The sequence below is a fragment of the Micromonospora sp. NPDC048898 genome (assembly GCF_043198035.1).
Taxonomy (GTDB): Bacteria; Actinomycetota; Actinomycetes; order Mycobacteriales; family Micromonosporaceae; genus Micromonospora.
Genome location: NZ_JBICUF010000018.1, coordinates 116,072 through 137,391, shown reverse-complemented (window position 1 = coordinate 137,391; position 21,320 = coordinate 116,072). Strand labels below are relative to the sequence as shown.

General features: G+C 72.2%; 18 protein-coding genes. 9 read left to right on the top strand and 9 right to left on the bottom strand.

Annotated elements, in window-relative coordinates:
• The 5 genes from ACGFIQ_RS31625 to ACGFIQ_RS31605 form a co-directional block, all read right to left on the bottom strand.
• A partial coding sequence (locus tag ACGFIQ_RS31625; protein ID WP_393249205.1) for a putative T7SS-secreted protein occupies positions 1–491 on the bottom strand: 491 nt, incomplete at its 3' end.
• A 299-nt stretch (positions 492–790) separates the two neighbouring features.
• The gene (locus ACGFIQ_RS31620) at positions 791–1,300 is read right to left on the bottom strand and encodes a hypothetical protein (protein ID WP_393249203.1); all 510 of its coding nucleotides are present in this window, start codon (positions 1,298–1,300) and stop codon (positions 791–793) included.
• Positions 1,284–2,039 (bottom strand): SDR family NAD(P)-dependent oxidoreductase, encoded by a 756-nt coding sequence (locus ACGFIQ_RS31615; protein ID WP_393249201.1) that lies wholly within the window; start codon positions 2,037–2,039, stop codon positions 1,284–1,286. The genes ACGFIQ_RS31620 and ACGFIQ_RS31615 overlap by 17 nt, the downstream gene beginning before the upstream one ends.
• Positions 2,032–3,357, bottom strand: coding sequence for an AMP-binding protein (locus tag ACGFIQ_RS31610; protein ID WP_393249199.1), 1,326 nt, complete (start codon positions 3,355–3,357; stop codon positions 2,032–2,034). The genes ACGFIQ_RS31615 and ACGFIQ_RS31610 overlap by 8 nt, the downstream gene beginning before the upstream one ends.
• Entirely contained in the window at positions 3,354–3,605 is a 252-nt protein-coding gene (locus ACGFIQ_RS31605) for a phosphopantetheine-binding protein (RefSeq protein ID WP_393249197.1), read from the bottom strand. The genes ACGFIQ_RS31610 and ACGFIQ_RS31605 overlap by 4 nt, the downstream gene beginning before the upstream one ends.
• Before the next feature lie 58 nt (positions 3,606–3,663).
• Here ACGFIQ_RS31605 and ACGFIQ_RS31600 point away from each other — a divergent pair, with 58 nt between their 5' ends.
• Positions 3,664–4,215, top strand: a complete 552-nt coding sequence (locus ACGFIQ_RS31600; RefSeq protein WP_393249195.1) for a GNAT family N-acetyltransferase — start codon at positions 3,664–3,666, stop codon at positions 4,213–4,215.
• 96 nt (positions 4,216–4,311) lie between these two features.
• On the opposite strand, the gene ACGFIQ_RS31595 is transcribed toward ACGFIQ_RS31600, so the two are convergent.
• Positions 4,312–6,045, bottom strand: a complete 1,734-nt coding sequence (locus tag ACGFIQ_RS31595; protein WP_393249193.1) for a hypothetical protein — start codon at positions 6,043–6,045, stop codon at positions 4,312–4,314.
• Positions 6,046–6,410: 365 nt separating this feature from the next.
• Between ACGFIQ_RS31595 and pseB the strand changes: the two genes are divergently transcribed.
• The 7 genes from pseB to ACGFIQ_RS31560 all read left to right on the top strand — a co-directional run bounded on the left by pseB (position 6,411) and on the right by ACGFIQ_RS31560 (position 14,024).
• Entirely contained in the window at positions 6,411–7,394 is a 984-nt protein-coding gene (pseB, locus tag ACGFIQ_RS31590) for a UDP-N-acetylglucosamine 4,6-dehydratase (inverting) (RefSeq protein WP_357245863.1), read from the top strand.
• Positions 7,391–8,548 (top strand): DegT/DnrJ/EryC1/StrS family aminotransferase, encoded by a 1,158-nt coding sequence (locus tag ACGFIQ_RS31585; protein ID WP_393249191.1) that lies wholly within the window; start codon positions 7,391–7,393, stop codon positions 8,546–8,548. The genes pseB and ACGFIQ_RS31585 overlap by 4 nt, the downstream gene beginning before the upstream one ends.
• Positions 8,549–8,558: 10 nt before the next feature.
• Positions 8,559–9,407, top strand: coding sequence for a hypothetical protein (locus ACGFIQ_RS31580; RefSeq protein ID WP_393249189.1), 849 nt, complete (start codon positions 8,559–8,561; stop codon positions 9,405–9,407).
• Between the two features lie 211 nt (positions 9,408–9,618).
• On the top strand, positions 9,619–11,394 hold the full coding sequence (locus ACGFIQ_RS31575; protein WP_393249187.1) for a class I SAM-dependent methyltransferase: 1,776 nt from the start codon (positions 9,619–9,621) through the stop codon (positions 11,392–11,394).
• A gap of 68 nt (positions 11,395–11,462) precedes the next feature.
• Positions 11,463–12,185 (top strand): cytidylyltransferase domain-containing protein, encoded by a 723-nt coding sequence (locus tag ACGFIQ_RS31570; RefSeq protein ID WP_393249215.1) that lies wholly within the window; start codon positions 11,463–11,465, stop codon positions 12,183–12,185.
• On the top strand, positions 12,182–13,324 hold the full coding sequence (locus ACGFIQ_RS31565; RefSeq protein WP_393249213.1) for a PseG/SpsG family protein: 1,143 nt from the start codon (positions 12,182–12,184) through the stop codon (positions 13,322–13,324). The genes ACGFIQ_RS31570 and ACGFIQ_RS31565 overlap by 4 nt, the downstream gene beginning before the upstream one ends.
• Positions 13,325–13,388: 64 nt before the next feature.
• A complete protein-coding gene (locus ACGFIQ_RS31560; protein ID WP_393249185.1) occupies positions 13,389–14,024 on the top strand; it encodes an alpha-ketoglutarate-dependent dioxygenase AlkB in 636 nt (211 codons plus the stop codon).
• Positions 14,025–14,032: 8 nt separating this feature from the next.
• Here the strand turns inward: ACGFIQ_RS31560 and ACGFIQ_RS31555 are convergent, their stop codons facing one another.
• A complete protein-coding gene (locus tag ACGFIQ_RS31555; RefSeq protein WP_393249183.1) occupies positions 14,033–16,831 on the bottom strand; it encodes a BTAD domain-containing putative transcriptional regulator in 2,799 nt (932 codons plus the stop codon).
• A gap of 343 nt (positions 16,832–17,174) precedes the next feature.
• Between ACGFIQ_RS31555 and ACGFIQ_RS31550 the strand changes: the two genes are divergently transcribed.
• Positions 17,175–17,747 carry a peptidoglycan-binding protein gene (locus ACGFIQ_RS31550; protein ID WP_393249181.1) on the top strand — a complete coding sequence of 191 codons (573 nt, stop codon included), beginning with the start codon at positions 17,175–17,177 and terminating at the stop codon, positions 17,745–17,747.
• A 122-nt stretch (positions 17,748–17,869) separates the two neighbouring features.
• Here ACGFIQ_RS31550 and ACGFIQ_RS31545 read toward each other — a convergent pair whose 3' ends face one another.
• Positions 17,870–18,388 (bottom strand): TrmH family RNA methyltransferase, encoded by a 519-nt coding sequence (locus tag ACGFIQ_RS31545; RefSeq protein WP_393249179.1) that lies wholly within the window; start codon positions 18,386–18,388, stop codon positions 17,870–17,872.
• Between the two features lie 234 nt (positions 18,389–18,622).
• The gene (locus ACGFIQ_RS31540; protein WP_393249211.1) at positions 18,623–20,941 is read right to left on the bottom strand and encodes a DNA topoisomerase (ATP-hydrolyzing); all 2,319 of its coding nucleotides are present in this window, start codon (positions 20,939–20,941) and stop codon (positions 18,623–18,625) included.
• Between the last annotated feature and the right edge of the window lie 379 nt (positions 20,942–21,320).

Here is a 21,320-nt window from a genome sequence, read left to right as displayed (position 1 = left end):
TCGTCCCAGTCCCGCTGCGCCTGCGACAACGCCGAACCCGCCGCCCCCGCATCCGACCGATACGAATCCGGCCCCGCCGCCGCCTCCGGCGGCCGATCCGCCACCTCCTGCTCATGACGCTCATCAGCCTGCCTCGCCCGATCCGCCCGACCCCGCGCCGCCTGCAACGCCGCCCACAAACCCGGCGCACGCTGCGCCAACGGACGCATCCGATCCTGCAACGACGCCAACGAACCCGCGAACACCGTCAACCCGGTCGACACCCGCCCGAACGCATCACCAGTCACCCGCAGATGCCCTGGCATCTGCGCGTTCAGGCCCTCCCGGAACAGATCCCCCTCCGGACCCACGAACTGACTCGTATCCAAACCCGTGATCTGCCCCGCCGCCTGCGTCGCCGCCGAACCGAAGCCCTGCCACCGCGACGCCGACGAGCGAATCGCCGACGGATCACCATCCATCCGAAACAGATGCGCCGGAAACTCAGCCACCGCGCCAGGACCTCCCCCGTGTCCACGCCAAACCAGCCCGCAGCCCTCGCAACACCCGACACAGGGCAGTTATCCACCCGGCACCACGGACCAGGACGAGCCCCGGTGAGGTCGCCCTACCGCCATTCGAACATAGACATCTGGCGAACTTTGACCGTTGCTTCAGTCGCATTTGGCACCATGTGCGCAGATCACCGAAACCGCTACCCGCCGACGTGTAAACGATCAACCAGAACGGGCAGGGCAGGATGAGCTGCCCTGGTCACGGTCGGCGGCGCTGCCCCGGAGGTGGGGCAGTTCTACAGGCTGCCGTGGCGCACTGCCGCCGCGTCCAGGCCCGGCCCCGCGCGCCCGGCCGCCACGAAGCCGGGCGTGGGGACACCGCCGGGTGCGGGGGCGACGCCGACAGTGACCACCAGGTCGGCCACCCGCAGGGTTCGCCAGACCGCGGACCCGTCGGCCGGCGTACTCAGTCCGTGGCGACGCCACCACGCGGCCACCGGGACGTCGGCCAGCTTGCAGCAGCACTCGGCGCGGGTCCACCGCGCCCAGAAGTCCTCCACGCCGAACCGGCGGGCCAGCGCCGGGGGCACCGGGGCGTCGGCGCGTTCCGCGTCGATGGCCACCCGCCACCCCGGCGTCCGCGGGCCGTACCAGCCGACGCACCGTCCGTCGTCGAGGTGACTGCGGGTCGCCGCGTCGGCCAGGTCGGCGGGGGCGCCGATCCGCAGGTGCTGTTCGGCGACGGCGAGCAACCCGGGCACCGGGCGGGGCCGGACCAGCCGGTCGAGGTCAGATGGAGGCGGCACCGTCCACCACGATGACCTGGCCGTTGATGTTGGTGTGTTCCCGCAGCAGCATCCGCACCACCGGCGTGACCTCCGCCGGCTCGGTCAGGTGGCCGGTCGGGGTGCGGCGCACGATCTGGTCGAGCTGGGTCGGGCCGAGCACGGCGGACATCTCCGAGGCGAAGAAGCCGGGCGCGACCGAGTTGACGAGCATCCGGCCACCCAACTCGCGCGCGAGCGAGCGGGTGGCGGCGTCCATGCCGCCCTTGGTGGCCGAGTACGCGACCAGACCCGGGAAACCGCGCTGCCCGCAGATCGAGGTGATGTTGACGATCCGCCCGCGCATGCCCTTGCCGAGCATCCGGCGGATCACCAGCCGGGTCAGCTGGAGCGGGGCCGTCAGGTTGGTCTCGATGATCCGGGCGATGTCGTCGGCGGCGGTGTGCGCGTGCAGCGAATCCTGCCCCATGGCGGCGTTGTTGACGATGCCGTCGATCGGGCCCAGGTGTTGCTCCACCTCGCGGACGAAGCTCTGCGCGGCCCGCAGGTCGGTGACGTCCACCGAGCCGACGTGCACCCGGTCGGGGTGCTCGGCGGCGAGCTTCTCCAACTCGGGGGTGATGGTGCGGGCGAACGCGGCGACGCGTACGCCCGCGTCGAGCAGGTCGGTGACGATGGCCAGGCCCAGCCCCCGGGAGCCGCCGGAGACGAGGACGACGGAGCTGGGCGGGACGAGCTGGGTGTCGGCGGGCTCAGACATCGCTCTTCAGGGTCTCCTTGACGGGAATGTCGGTCAGGACGCGAATGCGGCGTGGCACCGCGTGCTCGGGAAGCCGCTCCGCGCACCAGCGGACCAGCGCGGCCTCGTCCGGCACCCCGGCGTCGACCGAGGCCGGACCGACCGGAGCCGGGTTGGCGGGAGCCTGGCCAACGGAAGCCGGGTTGGCGGGGGTCAGGACGACCTCGGCGACCACCATCCGGCCGAGCACCGGGGCGCGGCGGCCGGTCACCCGGGCCCAGGCCACCGCGGGATGCCCGGCCAGCACACCGCGGACCACACCGGCGGAGACCTTGCTGCCGCCCACGTTGATCTCGTCGGAGTCGAGTCGGCCGGTGATCAGCACCCGGTCGTCGCGCACCTGCACCCGGTCTCCGGTGCGGATCGGGCCGGCCAACCCGGCGCCGTGGTGTGGGGAGGTGACCACCAGCTCGTCGTCGCGCACGGACAGCGTCGGCCGGCCAGGGGTCTCCCGGTCCAGCCACTCGACCGGGAACCCGGCCCGTCCGTCGTGCACCACAACGGACGCCCCCACCTCGGAGGAGGCGTAGATCCAGGAGATCCGGGCCGTCGGGAAGACCTCCCGGAGCTGGTCCAGGATGGCCTGGTCCACCGGCTCGCCACCGAGGGTGAGCTGGCGCAACGGCACCCGGGCGAGCGCGTCGGCATCGCGGTAGAGGGTGCGTCGCCAGAAGGTGGGGGTGCCGGAGGCGGCGTCGACCCCGTGCGCGGCGGCGACGCTGGGCCAGTCGTCCAGCTCGTCGGGCTCGACCACCACGAGGTGCTGGCCGGGCTGGGTCAGTGACAGGGTGACCACCTGCCACCAGGCGTACGTGCCCGGGGCGTACGGGCAGAGCCAGGTCCGCTCGGGCTGCTCGGCCCGCACGGTGGTCAACGTGTCGAGGGTGTGCCCGACCCGCTTGGGACGGCCCGTCGAGCCCGACGTCAGCAGCCAGAGCCGGCCGGGCTCGGCGGCTCGGGGCCGGGTCGGCAGGCTCGGGTGCAGCCCGTCGTCGTCGAGGACGCCAACGGTGAACCCGGCCTCCAGCAGCTCCGAACGCATCGCCGCGTCGGCCCGACTCGCGGTGCTGAGTAGCAGCTCGGTGCCGTGCACGGCGTGCTGCCGTGCGGCGGTGAGCGCGTGCACGGCGCGGTGGGCGAGCACGGCGGCCGGGTCGGGCAGCGTCGGCGTGGGCAGTGCGCGCCAGGTCAGCGCGGCACCGCCGACGACGATCCGGTTGTCGGCACCGGCCGGCTCCGGGGGCGCGGGGATGGGGTCACGCGCCGTCGCGACGGTCACTGGTGCTGAAGCTCGACGAGGAAGTCGAGGACGTCTCCGACGGTGGCGATGCGGCGCAGGCCGGGGGCGTCGAAGTTGAGCTCCTCCCCCGTCTCGTCCTCCACCCGCAGGGCCAACTCGGAGAAGTCGAGCGACCGGAAACCAATCTCGCGCAACTGCGCCGCGTCGTCGGTGGGCAGCTCCTTGTCCTGGTTCTTCAGCACCTGAGCCATGAGGTCGCGGATCTGCGCGCGACTCAATTCGTTCATGCGCCGCAGTCTACAACCCGCCGAATGCTTATCCGCTTTCCCGGTAGCCCCGGGTAAGGTGCTCCGACCGGACGAGAAGAGCGAGGAAAGCGAGACGCACGTGCTGCGCGAAGCGACGGCGGACGACGTTCACCTGATGTTGTCCTGGCGTAATCAGGAAACCAATCGCCAGGTCAGCAAGACCAGCCACGAGATCACCGCCGAGGAACACGCCAGGTGGTGGTCGGCGGTCCGCGGCGATCCGTCCCGGCGGGTGCTGGTGTACGTCCGCGACGACCGGCCCTGCGGTGTGGTCACCTTCTTCGACCTGCGGTTCGACGGCCCTCGCACGGGGGCGTGGGGCTTCTACCTCGACGCCGACGGGCTGGCCGAGCGGGACGAGACGCTGCCCGCCTGGCTGGGCGTCATGCGGGAGGCCGTCGAGTACGCGTTCGACGGGCTGCACCTGGACCGACTCGACGGCGAGGTGCTCGGCGACAATACCGTCGTACGACAGATGAACAGGCGTTTCCGATTCGTCGAGGGCACCCCGCGAGAAGAGCTGTCCGACGGTCGGAAAATCACCGTCATCCCGATTTCCCTGGCTCGGGCCGACCGCCGCCAGCGCTGATTGTCGTACCTATTCGGGTAATGGCCCCGAATCATTAACCGATGGTGTTCCCGGTGGACATCCGCCGTTCACGAATGGTGGTGTCCACCGGGGCGGTCAGGCCCGTCGCCAGGCCGCCCAGTGTTGCACCGGGTTGCCGCCGAGCCGGACGAAGCCGTACGCCGTGCCGTCCCAGTCGTCGGGTTGACCGGGCGCCCAGCGGGCGAACACCACCTGCGCGGCGGCCGGCGGCTGCTCGCCGAACCACCGGACGTCGGTCCAGGTCACCTGGTGGCTGAGGTTGAACCGGAGGACGTAGTGCACGCCGGTCGAGGCCCAGACCCGCTCGCCGGGGCGTACGCCGACGTCGGCCACCCGGGGTGTCGGCGCGGTGCTCGCGACGGCCGGCCGCACGATGCGGTGCTCGATCACCTGCATGGTGACGAGGTTGGCCACGACGAGCACACCGAACATCGGCAACCGCAGTCGGGGCACCAGCGCGGCGGCGACGAGCAGCAGACAGCCGGCGATACCGACGAGCGACCCGAGCACCGGCCGCATCTCCCGCAAGCCCCCGGTCAACGCCACCAGGTCCGGCGCGCTGAAACCGCCGTAGCGCAACCGGTGCCCCTGGCTGGCCACGTACGCGAGGCGGGCGGCGATCAGCGCACCGCCGCCGACCAGCAGGGCCACCGCGACGGCTGCCCGGCGCAGCGCCACCCGGCGGCCGGCGGTGAGCAGCACCCCGAGGCCGACCAGCAGCCAGAACGGCGCCAGCATCTGCACGTAGCGGCCGTAGATGGCGTCCAGTGGCTTACCGGTGATGCCCGCCAGGATCACCGACGCGCCGCCGGCCACTCCGACGGTCACCACGAGCGCCACGCCCATCGTCCAGCGGGCCGCGTCGCCGTGCCGTGGACGCCACAGCTCACGCACGGCCGCGGCCCAGGCCACTCCGGCCATCCCGAACGTGATCACCACGAGGTACCAGAGTTGGGTGGTGACGCCCGCGCCGACGCGGACCACGCCCCGCACCGAGGCGACCGCCTCGACCGTGCCGCCGCCGGGGGTGCTGCCGAGCAGGTAGACCTTGTCGCCGAGGTGGCGGATGGCGGCGGCGTTGACGAGTGCCATGGCGAGCACCGGCAGCAGCGCCGCGAGCACCGCGGGCGGGCCGATCCGGCGGCGGACCAGCAGCAGCAGGACCAGACCGGCGTGCACCGCCACGATCACCAGGCCACGGGAGTGCAGCAGGTGGAACGCGCCGGCCAGTAGACCGACGGTGGCGGCGGCGAGCGGGCCGGGCCGCCCGATCCACAGGTGTACGGCGAGCAGCCAGGCGACCACCAGCGGCGCCATCACCGTATCGATCATGGCGATGCCCGCGTAGAAGGCGGTGGCCGGCAGGGTCGCCGCCGCGACCGCGGCGAGCAGCGCGTACGAGCGGCGCAGGCCGAGCAGACGACGGCCGAGCAGGTACGCCAGTGGCAACAGCGTCGAGTTCGCCATCGCGTTGATCAGCTGGACGATCCGGTAGCTGTCGGTGAAGTCCCGGTCGCCGAGGAACGCCGGCGAGATCAGCATCGGGTAACCGACCCGGCGCAGCAGGTCGTTCTCGCTGCTGAACCCGCCCGGCCCGCCGGCCAGCGCACGGGCGGTGTTCAGGTAGCTGTCCTCGTCGGTGTGCGCGATCGGCAGCACGATGTGCCGGGACAGCCACATCCGCCAGGCGACGCTGAGCACCCAACCGACGACCAGCAGCACCGGCACCAACCAGCGTCGCGCCGGTGCGGGGTCCGGTGTCCGCGCCAGCGTCGCCGGCCGTTCGATCACGTCGCTACCGGATGCCATCAACGCCTCCAGAACTGCCGGCCGGACCGGTCCCGCGCGCACGACCGCCGGGCCTGCGGCCCGCGCCGGTGACGCGTGGGTGACCCGCTCGCACCGAGCCGATGCGGATGTCGGGTGAACGCGCGACCGGCCGCGAACCGGGCTGCCGGGTCACTCGCGCGGGTCACTGTAACGGCCCAATGTGGCCAGGTCAGGCCCGTTACGGATCGGTCGGAAGTGTTTGCCTACGCGGTGCTTGGCATTCACGGGAGCACCGGGCGCGGTTAACCCGCGAGCGTCGGGGAGTTAACCCGCCATGGCTAGCGTCTCACCCCGGTCGGCCGGCCGAGGGCCGCCCGTTCATCCACGAACACGGGAGCACCACATTGAGTGAGTTGAATGGATCGTCCATTCTGATCACCGGGGGAACGGGTTCCTTCGGCAGGACCTTCCTCCGGCACATCCTCACCGAGGCCGACCCCGCCCGTGTGGTGGTGTTCTCCCGCGACGAGCTCAAGCAGTACGAGCTGCGCCAGCAGCTCGGTGACGACCCGCGGCTGCGCTGGTTCATCGGCGACATCCGGGACCGGCACCGCCTCACCCGGGCGATGCACGGCGTGGACCACGTGGTGCACGCCGCCGCGCTCAAGCAGGTGGACACCGCGGAGTACAACCCCTCGGAGTACATCGCCACCAACATCACCGGCTCGCAGCACGTCGTCGACGCCGCGATCGAGGCCGGCGTCAAGAAGGTCATCGCGCTCTCCACCGACAAGGCGTCCAGCCCCATCAACCTGTACGGCGCGACCAAGCTGGTCGGCGACAAGCTGTTCGTCTCGGCCAACCACTACGCCGCCCAGCACCCCACCCGGTTCTCCGTCGTGCGCTACGGCAACGTGGTGGGCAGCCGCGGCTCGGTCGTCCCGCTGTTCCGCCGGCTGGCCGCCGAGGGCAAGAGCCTGCCGATCACCGACAAGCGGATGACCCGCTTCTGGATCACGCTCGACCAGGCCGTGCAGTTCGTCATGGACTCGTTCGACCAGATGCAGGGTGGCGAGTTGTTCGTGCCGCGCATCCCGAGCATGCGCATCCTCGACCTGGTCGAGGCCGTGGCCCCGGACGCCACCACCCACGAGATCGGGATCCGGCCGGGCGAGAAGCTGCACGAGGAGATGATCGCCCCCGACGACAGCCGGCGGACGCTGCGCGCCGACGGCCGGTTCATCGTCCAGCCGACGATCGCCACCTGGGGCTACCAGCCGCCGGTCGACTGCGACCCGGTGCCGGACGGCTTCGCCTACCAGTCGGACACCAACGACGAGTGGCTCACCGTCGAGCAGCTGCGCGACATGCTCGGCCTCACCGCATGACGGGGATGCTCCCGTACGGCCGGCACTCCATCACCGAGGACGACATCGCCGCCGTCGCCGGCGTGCTGCGCGGCGACTGGCTCACCACCGGTCCGCAGGTCGACGCCTTCGAGGCCGACCTCGCGGCCTGGGCCGGCGGGGTCGGTGTCGCCGCCGTCTCCAACGGCACCGCCGCGCTGCACGTGGCGTACGCGGCCGCCGGGGTGGGACCGGGCGACGAGGTGGTCGTCCCGCCGATGACGTTCGTGGCGACCGCCAGCAGCGCGGTCGCCCTCGGCGCGAAGATCGTGTTCGCCGACGTCGACGACGAGACGTTCTGCCTCGACCCGGCCGCGGCGGCCGCCGCCGTCACCTCGCGGACGAAGGTCGTCGCCGCTGTCGACTACGCCGGCCACCCCGCCGACTACGACGCGCTACGCGGGTCGGTCGCGGGCAGCGAGGCGTTGCTGCTCGCCGACGCGGCGCACTCGATCGGTGGGACGTACCACGGTCGGCCGGTCGGCTCGCTCGCCGACCTGACCACGTTCTCGTTCTTCCCCACCAAGAACCTGACCACCGCCGAGGGCGGCGCCGTCGCCGCGCTGGACCCGTGGATCCTGCGGCGGGCCCGCCGCTTCCGCGGCGTCGGGGTGGTCCGCGACCGCGACGAGCTGCGCTTCGCCGACGAGGGCGGCTGGCACCAGGAGGTGCACGAGTTCGGGCTGAACTACCGCCTGCCGGACGTGCTCTGCGCCCTGGGCCGCAGCCAACTGCGCCGGCTCGGCGAGTTCAAGGCCCGACGCGCCGCCCTGGTCGCCCGCTACGACGAGGCACTGGCCGACCTGGACGGCGTACTCCGGCCGACCCGCCGGTCCTGGGCGGACCCGGCCTGGCACCTCTACCCGATCCGGGTGCTCGACGGGCGTCGCCGCGAGGTGTACGACCGGATGCGCGCCGCCGGCATCGGCGTCCAGGTCAACTACCTCCCGGTGCACTGGCACCCGGCCTTCGCCGACCTCGGCTACCGGCGCGGGTCCTGCCCGGTGGCCGAGTCGTTCTACTCCCAGCAGCTGTCCCTGCCGCTCTACCCGGGGCTCGGCGACGCCGAGCAGGATCGCGTCATCGACGCGCTGACCGCGGCCCTGCGGGTCGGCTCGGTGCGTTCCGCCGCCTGATGGGAACCTGATGCACCACGCCAACCACTTCTACGGCCACGCGCACGTGCTGGCCCGCTACGCCGGTCTCGGTGACCGGCACCCGCCGCGGATCAACGGGTACGTGCAGCACGGCTGGAACATCGGCGACGGCCTGGCACCCGGTCACCCGTACGCCGAGCGCGCCCCGAGCCTGCTCTGGTCCGAACAGACCCGTCGGCGGGCCTGGTCGGTGGGGCGGCGCAACGTGGTCGTCATCGGCGCCCCGTTCAGCTACCTGCTGGCCCTGCGCCCCGAGCAACCGCCGGACGAGGAACGGGAGGGCACCATCTGGTACCCGTTCCACGGGTGGGAGGGCCAGCACGTCAAGGGCGACCACCGGAAGTTGATCGCCCTGATCCAGGACACCGAACCCGGCCCGGTCACCGTCTGCCTCTACTGGCACGAGTACCGGATGCGCAGCGTCCGCCGGCTCTACGAGCGCGCCGGTTTCCGGGTGATCTGCCACGGCTACCGGGGACACTGGTGGAAGGACACCGACCCGGAGTTCCTCGACAAGCAGTTGACCGAGCTGCGTCGACACCGCCGGGTAGCATCCAACCGGCTGACCAGTGCGATCTTCTACGGCATCGCGGCCGGCTGCGAACCGGCGGTCTACGGCGACCCGATGATCCTGTCCAACGAGGACCCCACCTTCGGCGGCACGGCTCGCATCCGGCGGCAGTGGCCGCAGCTGCACGGCCCCGAGGTCGACGTGCCCACCGCTGTCGAGATCGCCCGCGCCGAGCTCGGCACCGACCACCGCTGCACGCCGGCAGAGCTGCGGGAGCTGCTCGGTTGGGCGAACCTCCAGGAGGAAGAGGACCACCGTGACGACTGAGAGGCTGTCAGGGAACCCCGGGGCGAGCGAGGCGGAGTCCAGGCGGCGATCCGGCAAGGCGGCGGGGGGGGGGGGGGCCCGGGGGGTTTGCCCCCCCCCCCCCCCCCCCAACGCCGCCGGTCGTCGGCTGGGCCCGTCGCAGCCGCTGCGGGGTTCCCCGACAGCCTCTGCGACGGCACCCGCCGGCCGGATCACCCTGCCCGGCGGCGAGATGCTGGCCTGGTCCGACCTGCCGCAGAAGCGGTTGGCCGACGGTGGGCCGATCGCCGCGCTGGCCGCCCGGCTCGTGCCGCCCGGCGCCCGGGTGCTGGTGGCCGGCCCACACGACCCGGCCCTGCTCGACCAGCTCGGCCACGCCGAGGTGACAGGTCTGCTGCGCAGCCACCCGGACGCGGTCGCGCTCGCCCAGCGCGCCGCACACCTGGTGGTGGGCGGCCCGGCCGGGTTGCCCGACGACGAGACGTACGACGTGGTGATCGCCGCCGCCGGGCTGGACCCGGTGGAGTCGGTGGAGGGCACCCGCCTCGGGTGGGACGGCGTGCTGGCGCGACTGGTCGCCGCCCTGCGACCCGGCGGCACGCTGCTGCTGCGCGTGGACAACCCACTCGGCCTGCACCGACTCGTCGCCACCACCCCCTGGTACGCCGGCCGGGAGGATTCCGCGTGGACGATCGGCGGTGTCCTCGACCGGACCCACCCGGCCAACCGGGACCAGCTCCGCGAGCGGCTCACCGCGGCGGGGCTGCGGCCGGGAACGTGCTGGGCCGCGTACCCCGACGCCGGCACCCCGACGGCGCTGCTCGACGCCGACCACCTCGACTCCGACGCCGGCTCCGGCCTCTTCGACGCGGTGCTGCACGGCGCCTGCGCCGGCGGTTTCACCGGCGACACCGTGCTCCAGGACCCGGCCCGACTGGCGGTGGACGCGCTGCACGCCGGCCGCGCCGCCGACCTCGCACCGGGCTGGCTGGTGCTCGCCCACCGGCCCGCCGACCCGGCGACTCCCCCCGCACCGGCCGTCGACCGGGATCTGCCGGTGGTGCTGGTGCAGACCGGACGACCCGGGATCGGCGTGCTGGAGGTGCGACACGGCCCGTCGGGTTGGCGCTGGGGGCTCACCGCCACCGCCGGCACGAACCAGCCGGCCGCCGCACCGTTCGCCAGCCGCGAGGCCGCGTACCGGGACGCGGACGCGCTGACCGGGCCGGTGCCGTCCGGCCGGCTGCTGCGTACCCTGCTGCTCGACGCGGCCCTGCGCCGCGACCTGGCCGGCCTGCGCACGCTCCTGCACGGGTACGCGGGCTGGCTCGCCGACCAGGCCGACACCGACGGTCGGATCGGTGGCGCGGCGGCGCTGGCCGGCACCGACAACCTGGTCGTCGACGGCGAGCGGTACGCGGTGCTCGACCCGAGCTGGCGCGCCACCGACGCCCTGCCCGCCGACGTGGTGCTGGCCCGCGGCCTGTGGCGCTTCGCGGCGGGCCTGCTCACCGGCGGGTACGCCCACCCGTGGTCGTCCACCCTCGACGTGGCCGGCCTCACCGTGGTGCTCGGCGGCCTCGCCGGCCACGACCTGGACCGCGCGACGGTCGCCGAGGCGGTGGAGGCCGAGGCGGCCATCGCCGCCGCCCTGCACGGGCTGGACCCCGACGGCAGGATCCACCTCGCCACCGAGCTGCACGCCGTCGCACCGACCGACCCGCCGGTAGGTGCACGCAGCTACCAACAACTGCGCGAGGCGTGGCTGCGCCAACGCGAGGAACTCACCCGGCTGGCGGCACTGACCGCCTGGACCGAGGAGCTGCTCACCTCCCGGGAACGGGCGCTGCGCCGGGCCGAGACGACGATCGGCCTGCTCAGCGGATCACTCAGCTACCGGGTGGGCCGGCTCGCCATCACCCCGGCCCGACTGGCCAAACGGGGTGCCCGCGCCGCCAAGCGCCGAGCCACCGCCGTGCTCGCCCCGAAGGAGGAGGAGCAGCAGTGACCGGCGTACCGGCACCCGGGCTGACCCCGACGCCCGGCGCGGCCCCTCCGGACGATGCGGGGCCGCGGATCGTCGGCATCGTGCAGGCCCGGATGGGATCGTCGCGGCTGCCCGGCAAGGTGCTCCGCCCGCTCGCCGGGCGGTCCGTGCTGGGCCGGGTGGTGCGCGCCGCCCGCGACAGCGGTGTCCTGGCCGACCTCGTCGTCGCGACCAGCACGGACACCGCCGACGACGCCGTGGTGGCCGAGTGCGCCCGGCTGGGCGTGCCGTGCCACCGCGGGCCGGTCGACGACGTCCTGGATCGCTTCGTGGGCGCCCTCGCGGCGCACCCGGGGGACGCGGTCATGCGGTTCACCGCCGACTGCCCGCTGCTCGACCCGGAGATCATCACCCTGGTCGCGGCGGTGTACCGGGCGGTCCCCGGGCTGGACTACGCGAGCACGTCGATCGCCCGCACCCTGCCCCGCGGACTGGACGTCGAGATCATCCGAGCGGAGACGCTGCGTACCCTGGGCCAGCTCGCCACCGACCACCACCGGGTGCACGTGACCTCGTACGCGTACACCCATCCGGAGCTGTTCCGGGTGCTGGGTGTGACGCTCACCCCGGACCGGTCCGACCTGCGGCTCACCCTCGACACCGAGCAGGACTGGGCGCTGGTCAGCGCGGTCGTCGACCACTTCGGGGACGTCAGCGTGCCGCTCGCCAAACTCGCCGACTGGCTGCACGGGCAGCCGCGACTGCGCGGCCTCAACGCCGACGTACGGCAGAAACAGCTGGAGGAGTCCTGAGTACACCGCGGGTCGGGCTGCGCTGCGACGCCGGGCGCCGGCGTGGCGTGGGTCACCTCGTGCGCTGCCTCGCGCTCGCCGAGGAGTTCCTCGCCCGCGGCGCCCACGTCGCCGTGTTCGGCACCGTCGAACGGCTCGCCTGGGCCACCACGGAGCTGGCCGCACGAGGCATCCCCCTGCACCCGGGCCCGGAAACGCCGGCCGAACTGGTCGAGGCAGCCCACCGCCACGAGCTGGACGTCATGGTCCTCGACTCCTACGAGCTGGACCCGGCCGGGGCGGACGCCCTGCGCGCCGCCGGCGTGTTCACCCTCGCCATCATCGACGGGGACAGCCGGGGCCAGGCCGCGGACCTCTATCTCGACCAGAACTTCGGCGCGGAGCTGACACCCCTGGGTCCCGGCGCGGAACTGCCGGACCGGGATGTCGGGGCCGGGGCGGAACTGCCGGGCCGGGATGTCGGGGCCCGGGCTGGGCTGCCGGGCCGGCTGCTCGCCGGAAGCCGGTACGCCCTGCTGCGCGACTCCGTGATCGGCGCCCGGCCACCGGTCGCCCCGCCCGCCACGACGGTGAGCCGCCCCCGGGTGCTGGCCTTCTTCGGCGGCACCGACGCGGTCGGCGCGGCACCGGTGCTGACCCGGGTGCTGGTCGCCACCGGCCATCCGATGGATCTCACGGTCATCGTCGGCCGACCCGAGCTGGAGGCGGAGGTCGAGGACATCGCCCCCGGCCGTGGGCAGATCATCCGGCCGATCCCGCCCACCACCTCGCTACCGACCCTGATCACCGAAGCGGACCTGGTGGTCAGCGCCGCCGGCACGTCCACCTGGGAACTCTGCTGCCTCGGGGCACCCAGCGCACTGGTCTGCGTGGTGGACAACCAACGCGAGTCGTACACCCGGGTGGTGCGCCACGGCCTGGCCGCCGGTCTCGGCGAGCTGCCGGAGCTGACCGCCGGCGGCATCGCCGGACGAGCCGCCCGCGCGACGGCGGCGCGGACCCTGCACGGGCTGCTCAGCTCACCGCAGCGGCGCGCGACGCTCGCCGCGCAGGCCTGGTCGACAGTCGACGGGCAGGGCCGGGCCCGGGTCGTGGACGCGGTGTTCGACGCCGTGCGCGCCGCCGCCGTCACGCGCTGACCGCAGCGGGCCGACGCGCTCCACCCCTAGCACGGGTGTACGAAAGTGCTGCTAGGGTGGCCGTATGACGCAGGCCGCCTACCAGCCGTCGATGCTCGACCTGGCCGACGCCGGGCCGGCCCTGGGGCCCCTGCCCGGTCTGCTCCGCCGGCACCAGCTCAGCCGGGGCGCCTGGGTCGACCACCTTCCCGGCTGGGTGCACGGCTCCGACGCCGTCCTCGACACCCTGCTCACCGAGGTCCCCTGGCGGGCCGAGCGGCGCACCATGTTTGACACCGAGGTCGACGTGCCCCGCCTGCTCTGCTGGTATGACGGCGACCGGCAACTGCCCCACCCGGTGCTCACCGAGGCCCGGGCCGCGCTGACCCGGCACTACGCACCCGAGCTGGGCGAGCCCTTCGTCACCGCCGGCATGTGCCTCTACCGGTCCGGCCGGGACAGCGTCGCCTGGCACGGCGACACCATCGGCCGCTCCGCACACGCCGACACCATCGTCGCGATCGTCTCCTTCGGCGCGCCCCGACCCCTGCTGCTGCGCCCTCGTGGTGGCGGCGACAGCCTGCGCTTCCCGGTGGGCCACGGCGACCTGATCGTGATGGGCGGCTCCTGCCAACGCACCTGGGAGCACGCCATCCCGAAAACCACCCGCCCGGTCGGCCCCCGGGTGAGCGTCCAGTTCCGCCCGCACAACGTCGCCTGACACAGACCCTAGGACGAAACCAGACGTTCGAGGCGGCGGCGGACCTCCTCGGCTGCGGGGTCGCCCACGTCCTCGTAGATCCGCGCGGCCAGCCGCCAGGCGGCAGCGGCAGCGTTCCGGTCGCCCATCCCTTCCCGGGTGTCCCCGAGTCGGATGAGGGTCTCCGCCTCGTGATACCGGTCCGCGGAGTCGCGGAAGAGTTCGATCGCCTGCTCGTAGCAGTCGGCCGCGCGGTCCCGTTCACCGAGGCGGTCGTAGGCGAAGCCGAGGCTGTCGAGCGTCGCGGCCTGACCGTTGCGGTCGTCGGTCCGTCGTTGCTGGTCGAGGGCCTCGGTGCAGCTGGCGATGGCCTGCACATAATCGCCGGTGGTGGCGAGCAGCCAACCGATCGCGTTGAGCGTCCGAGCTTCCCCAGCGTGATTGCCGACCAGCCGATAGAGCCGCAGCGCCTCGCGACCGTGTGCGAGCGCCTCGTCGAGCCGGCCGTCCAGGTAACAGAGTTCGCAGTAGTTGTGCAACGTCTGGGCCTGGCCGATCGGGTCGCCGAGACGTTCGTGCAGCTCAAGCGCGCGCTTGAGCCGGTACTCGGCCAGGGTGCGGTCGCCCAGTCGGGTCAGCGCGCGGGAGACCAGCCGGTTGGCGACGGCCTGACCGGCGAGGTCGTCGATCTTCTCCGCGGCGCCCAGCGCGACCTCTTGGATGGCGAGCTGGTCCTGCCAGAGGCCGCGGGGCGCGACGAAGGTGGTCAGCGCCCACGCGATCTGCCAGGCGTACGTCTCGAAGCCGTTCTCAGCGGCCTGTCGGACCACCCGGACCAACACCCGATGCTCCGCCGTGAACCAGGCGAGGGCGCCGTCGTGATCGGTGACCGGCCGCCTGGCGGGTACGGGCAGCGGCGGCACCGGCTCGATGGGGGGCCACTGCGGTTGGAGTAGCCGGGCGGCCGGATAGGCGGCGTGCAGGTAGTGGTCGTACAGGCGCTGTCGGGCTGCGACGTGCTCGTCTCCGCGCTCCGACGACTGTGCGAGCTCGGCCGCATAGGCGCGCAGGAGATCGTGGAAGGCGAACCGGCCGGGCGCGTGCTCCGCCAGCAGATGCAGCCGGGTCAGTTCCCGCAGGATCGGCGTAACGGCCGCACCCGACACACCGGCGAGCGCCGAGGCCGCGGCGGTGGTCAGGTCGGGGCCCGGATGCAGCCCCAGCAGGGTGAACAGCCGGGCCGCGTCCGCACCCAGGGCCAGGAACGACCACGAGAAGACGCGCCGGACGTCGCCGTCGCCCAACGCGTCCAGCCTCGCCTCGGCCGAGTGCAGTTCGGCGGCGATCGCGCTGAGCGGGAACGTGGGATGGGTCGCGACGCGTGCCGCCACTATGGACAGTGCCAGCGGGAGCCGGCCTGCGGCCTCGATGATGTCGGCCACCGCCACCGACTCGGAGGCGAGCCGGCTGACTCCGAGACGTCTGGCGAGCAGACTTCTCGACTCCTCGGCCGTGAGCACGTCCAGAGTCAACGGCGTGGCACACTCGGCGGCGATCAGGCCGCCGAGGCGGTCACGGCTGGTGACCACGACCATGCACCGGCCAGCACCGGGCAGCAGGGCGCGCACCTGGGCGGAGTCGCGAGCGTTGTCGAGCACCAGGAGCATCCGCCGGGAGGCCAGCAGGCTGCGGTAGAGACCGGTCCGGGCCTCCAGGCCGGAGGGTATCCGGGCGTGGGGCACGCCGAGCGCTTCGAGGAAGCCGGACAGTGCGTCGGGCGGGGACACCACGCCGGCTTCGTCGTAGCCGCGAAGGTTCACATAGAGCTGGCCGTCCGGGAAGCGGTCGGCAACTCGGTGCGCCCAGTGCAACGCCAGGGCCGTCTTGCCGACTCCGGCCATGCCGGACACCACAGAGATGGCCACGTTCGTCGGCCCCTCAGCTCCGCCGTGCAGAAGCGCGTCGAGGCCCGCCAACTCGACGCTGCGGCCGACGAACTCCGGCACCGCACGCGGCAGTTGCTCGGGGCGCTGGATGAGCGGCCCCACTGCCGTGTCCGGTGCCGGCCGGTCCGGCGCCGTCAGTCCCGGGCGGTGATGCAGGATGTCGTCGTACAGCGTGACGAGCTCGGGTGCGGGATCGAGGCCCGTCTCCTCCGCCAGCGTCTGTCGGGCCTGCCGGAAAGCATCAAGTGCGCCGGCCACGTCTCCGATGCGGTACAGGCCCACCATCAGCTGGCCCCACGCCCGCTGCCGCAGCGGGTGCCGGTCGAGCAGACCGCGCAACCGGTGCACGACGTCGGCCGACGCGCCGAGGGCCAGCACCGCCTCGGCGTAGTCCTCCTCGACGAGCAGCCGACGCTCCTCCAACTGCGCCACCCGTCGAGCCAGCGTCGAGCGCAGCGGCAGGTCGGACAGCGGCGCACCACGCCACAGGCGCACCGCGGCGGAGAGTTCGGCCTCGGCCCGATCCAGATCGGAGGCCGCGAGCGCCTCGCGGCCCCGCGCCGCCGCGGCGTCGAACAGGTCCAGGTCCCGTTCGCCCGGGCCCACCCGCAGCAGGTAGCCGCCGGCCGCGGCGGTTATCCCATCCCAGGTCGCCCCGCCGCCCAGCGATCGCCGCAACCCGCGCACATAGGTGCGCAGATTCGCGGCGGCCGACGCCGGCTCTTCGTCGCCCCACACCATCGCGGCCAACTCGTTGGTGCCGACGACCTCGTTGGGGCGCAGCAGCAGGGCCGCCAGCAGGAGACGCTGCTTCACCGAGCCCAGTGGAACCAACCGGCCGTCGTGGTACACCCGGAACGGGCCAAGGAGTTCGAAACGCAACCAGGCACCTCACCTGTGGGCGCTGCCATGTGCCGCCATGCGTACGTCACCCGGACAAGGGCGAGTAGATGATCTATACGTGAGTTGTGCGGCGGTTGTACCGGCCCCACCGTACCTTCTCGAAGGGGGGATCCGGAGCGGTGAGGACGGTTCTACCGTCCTCACCGCCCCATCCAGGAGCACCAATCGCCAGGCCTGGTTGCACGACGATGACGCGGGGCGAAACGGGACCGTATATCCACACCTGGCGCGAGGCCACCTCGCCTCGTCGTGCCGGCCTGACCCGGCTGGCACGACGCCCCAGCACCGTTGCCCCCACATCATTCCCGACCAGAGGAGACGCATGTCGTCACACCGCTCCACCCGAAACGTCCTCAAGAGAGTTGCGCTGCCCGCCATCGGCGCGGCATTGGCCATCGGCATCAACGTCACCGTCGCCACGCCGGCTGCGGCCAGCGGCTCCTACACGGGCAGGGCGTACGTCCACGGCACCGGCGGGGTGTCCGACGACTTCGATGACGAAGGCGTCACCAACGTCACCACGCACCGCAACTCGAACGTCGCCTGTCTCTGGCAGACCATCCTCTGGGCGAATGGCTACCTGCCCTCGTCCGGCATCGACGGCGTCTTCGGCGACCAGACCGATGCCGCGACGAAGAACTTCCAGCGCGACAAGGGCCTCACAGCGGATGGCTCCGCGGGCCGGAACAGCTGGACGAAGGCCGGCGACAAGCTGGTGCAGCACGACAACCAGAACGGGTGGCTGTACGTGGTGTACCACGGCGCGACGGGTTCCAGGAGCCCGTACGGCTCCCACCAGTTCGTCCTGCAGCGCTCGCCCGACGGGAACTACCGGTTCTACCCGCCTCTGGGCAGCGGCCCCTACTGGGCCGCCTACAACTCCCGCACCTGCTGACCCCGCATGCGGTGACCAGCGACTCGCAAGGTAGGTCCGGACGCGACGGGACCGGTTGTCCGGACCTACCTTGCGGTTTTCCGGCCTGGTCGCCATTGGTCCAGCGGCGACCGGACGCCCTCCTAGAGGAGGCCGGCGAGTTTGTAGAGGACCAGGGAGCCGGCTACCGCGACGTTCAGGCTCTGGCCGTGGCCGACCATGGGAATCTCCACCGCCTCGTCCAACTGGTCGAGCGCCTCGGGTGGGATGCCGGTCGCCTCGTGGCCCAACAGCACCACGGTGCGGCCCCGAGCGGCGGGCAGATCACCGAGCCGGACGGCCTCGTCGGCCAACTCCACCCCGAGGACCCGGGTGCCGGCGGCCCGTTCGGCGGCCAGCCAGCGCAACGGACTGCCGACCCGGTGGACGCAGCCCGGCCGGCGCAACGTGTTGCCCCGGGCCACGGCCTCGTCCACCCAGCGGAACGGGGGTACGGCGAGGCAGGCACCGACCGCGTCGCACGTCCGCAGCAGGGTGCCCAGGTTCGCGCCGTGCAGCGGCCAGAGTGGCGCGGCGATCAGGTGACCCCAACAGCGGTGTGGCCGGGGACGGCGGGCGGCGCGTAGCTCACGCCTCGGCCGGACCCGGATGGCGGCGCTCACGCCGCGCCGGCGACTCCGCCGGACAGAGAACAGATCATGTTGAGGGGTGCTTCGCGGTGCACCCGGACCCTCACCGACAACAGAGGACCCCACCATACCGCGCTGGCGGACACCCCACTCCGCATGATCGTGCTCGATCCAGGATCGAGTGGCATCACCGCGTCGGTGATGCCACTACTTCCAGGATCGAGCACGATCTCCGGCGGCGCACGCGACAACCCGGGGACGGTGGGGTCAGTCGCGTTCGATCACGTGGCCCACCACCGTTGGGCCGAGCATCACCGCGAAACCGGAGCCGTCGCGGCGCGGATCCGCCGTGGGCAGCTCCACCGGGTCGCCGGTGCCGGTCGCGCCGACCGGGCGCGGACCCACCCAGGCGACGACCACGTCCGTCTCACCCTTGAGGAAGCGGTGCGCCCGCACGCCGCCGGTCGCCCGGCCCTTCGCGGGGTACGCCCTGAACGGCGTCACCTTCACCGTCGCCCCGGTGGAGGTGACCACCATCGGCTCACCATGCCCCGGGTCGTCGGTGCGGACCGCGCCGAAGAACGCCACCCGCGCCCCCTCCGGCAGGTTGATGCCGGCCATCCCGCCGCCCTTGAGGCCCTGCGGACGGACCAGCCCGGCGGGGAAGCGCAACAGCGACGCCTCCGAGGTGACGAACGTCAGCGATTCGGTGCCGTCGGTCAACCAGGTCGCACCGACCACCTCGTCACCGTCCCGAAGGCCGATCACCTCGAACTCGTCGGAGCGCACCGGCCACTCCGGCGCGCAGATCTTCACCACACCCTGCCGGGTGCCCAACGCCAGACCGGGCGAGCCCTCCGCCTGCCCACCCAACGGGGCAAGACCGACGACTGTCTCCCCCGCCGCCAACGGCACCAGCTCGGCCGCGGACATGCCACCGCGCAGCGACACCGTGCCGGCCTGCTCGGGCAACACCGGCAGCGGCAGCACGTCGACCTTGAAGGCCCGACCGGCACTGGTCAGCAGCAGCACCCGACCACGGGCGGTGGAGTGCACGATCGCGCGTACCGTGTCGTGCTTGACCCGGCCGTTGCGTCGGCGCCCCTCGGAGCTCTCCTCCGACTCGGCCGCGGTCCGGGCGACCAGCCCGGTCGCGGACAGGATCACCTGGCACGGGTCGTCGGCAACCTCCAGCGGACCGGCCGGCATCGACGCCGCCAGCACCTCCTTGAGGTCACCGTCGACAAGCGTCGTGCGCCGTTCGGTGCCGAACTGCTTGACCACCGCCGCCAACTCGTCGGAGACCAGCTTCTTGAGCACCCGCTCGTCGTCGAGGATCTTGCTCAGCTCGGCGATCTCGGCGCGCAGCCGCTCCTGCTCGGCCTCCAGCTCGATCCGGTCGAACTTGGTCAACCGGCGCAGCGGAGTGTCCAGGATGTAGGTGGCCTGGATGTCGGAGAGGCCGAACCGGCTCATCAGCCCGTCCTTCGCGGCCTGCGCGTCGTCGCTGCCCCGGATCAGCCGGACCACCTCGTCGATGTCCAGCAGCGCGATCAGCAGACCGTCGACCAGGTGCAGCCGTTCCTGGCGCTTGCGCCGACGGTACGAGGTACGCCGGGTGACCACCTCGTACCGGTGCGCCAGGAACACCTCCAGCAGTGCCTTGAGGCCCAGCGTGCGCGGCTGCCCGCCGTCCAGGACCAGGTTGTTGACGCCGAACGACTGCTCCAGCGGGGTCAGCCGGTAGAGGTCGGCGAGCAGCGCCTGCGGGTTGACCCCCACCTTGCACTCGACGACGAGCCGGGTGCCGCTCTCTCGATCGGTGAGGTCCTTGACGTCGGCGATGCCGGTGAGCCGCTTGGTCTTGGTGACCTCGTTGGTGATCGCCGCGATGACCTTCTCCGCGCCGACGCCGTAGGGCAGCTCGACCACTGTGATCGCCTGGCGACCCCGGCTGCCCTCGATCGGGCCGATCTCCACCTTGCCGCGCATCCGCACCACGCCGCGCCCGGTCTCGTACGCCCGGCGCACCTCATCCAGGCCGAGCAGCACCCCACCGGTGGGCAGGTCGGGGCCGGGGACGAACTCCATGAGTTTGTCCAGAGTGGCGTCCGGGTGGTTGATCAGCCAGCGGGCCGCCGAGACGACCTCCGCCAGGTTGTGCGGGATCATGTTGGTTGCCATCCCGACCGCGATCCCGGACGCGCCGTTGACCAGCAGGTTGGGAAAGGCCGCCGGCAGCACTGTCGGCTGGGTCAGCGACCCGTCGTAGTTGGGCTCGACGTCGACGGTGTCCTCACCCAGCTCACCGACGAGCAGCATGGCTTCCCGGGACATTCGTGCTTCCGTGTAACGCGAGGCGGCCGGGCCATCGTCCGGGGACCCAAAGTTTCCATGCCCGTCGATGAGTGGCACGTTGAGCGAGAAGTCCTGCGCGAGCCGGACCATCGCGTCATAAATGGCCGTATCACCGTGCGGATGGTACTTACCCATGCAGTTGTGGACGACGTAGCCCTCGGCAACGAAGGCGTGCTCGTCGCTGCCGACCTGAATATCATAGGTGACGTCGGGCGATACCGGCTCCACCGAGGTGACCCGTAGGAAGGATCCACCAACCAACGCGTCCAGCCGAGCAGCGAGCGGTGAGCCGATGCGGTGGAGTTTGCGGATCCAGCCGTCTCGTACCGCACGCTCCAATTGGAAAGATCGGTCAGCGAGCGCTACGCCATTGCGGTCCTTGCCATACCGCACCTTCGGGCCACCGCTCGCCGAGAGCGAGTCCCGGAATGCCTGCCCGTCCCGGCCCCGGAACCACCCGCCGCCCTGGTGCGCCGCCGTGAACTCCGCGATGACCGGGGCGTACGGCAGCCGGTCGTTGCCCTGCTTGCCGCTGTACTTGTAGTCGATCTCGGCGATCCGTTGCAAGTCGTTGTGCTTGTAAGCGATCCGCACCCACGGCAGCAGC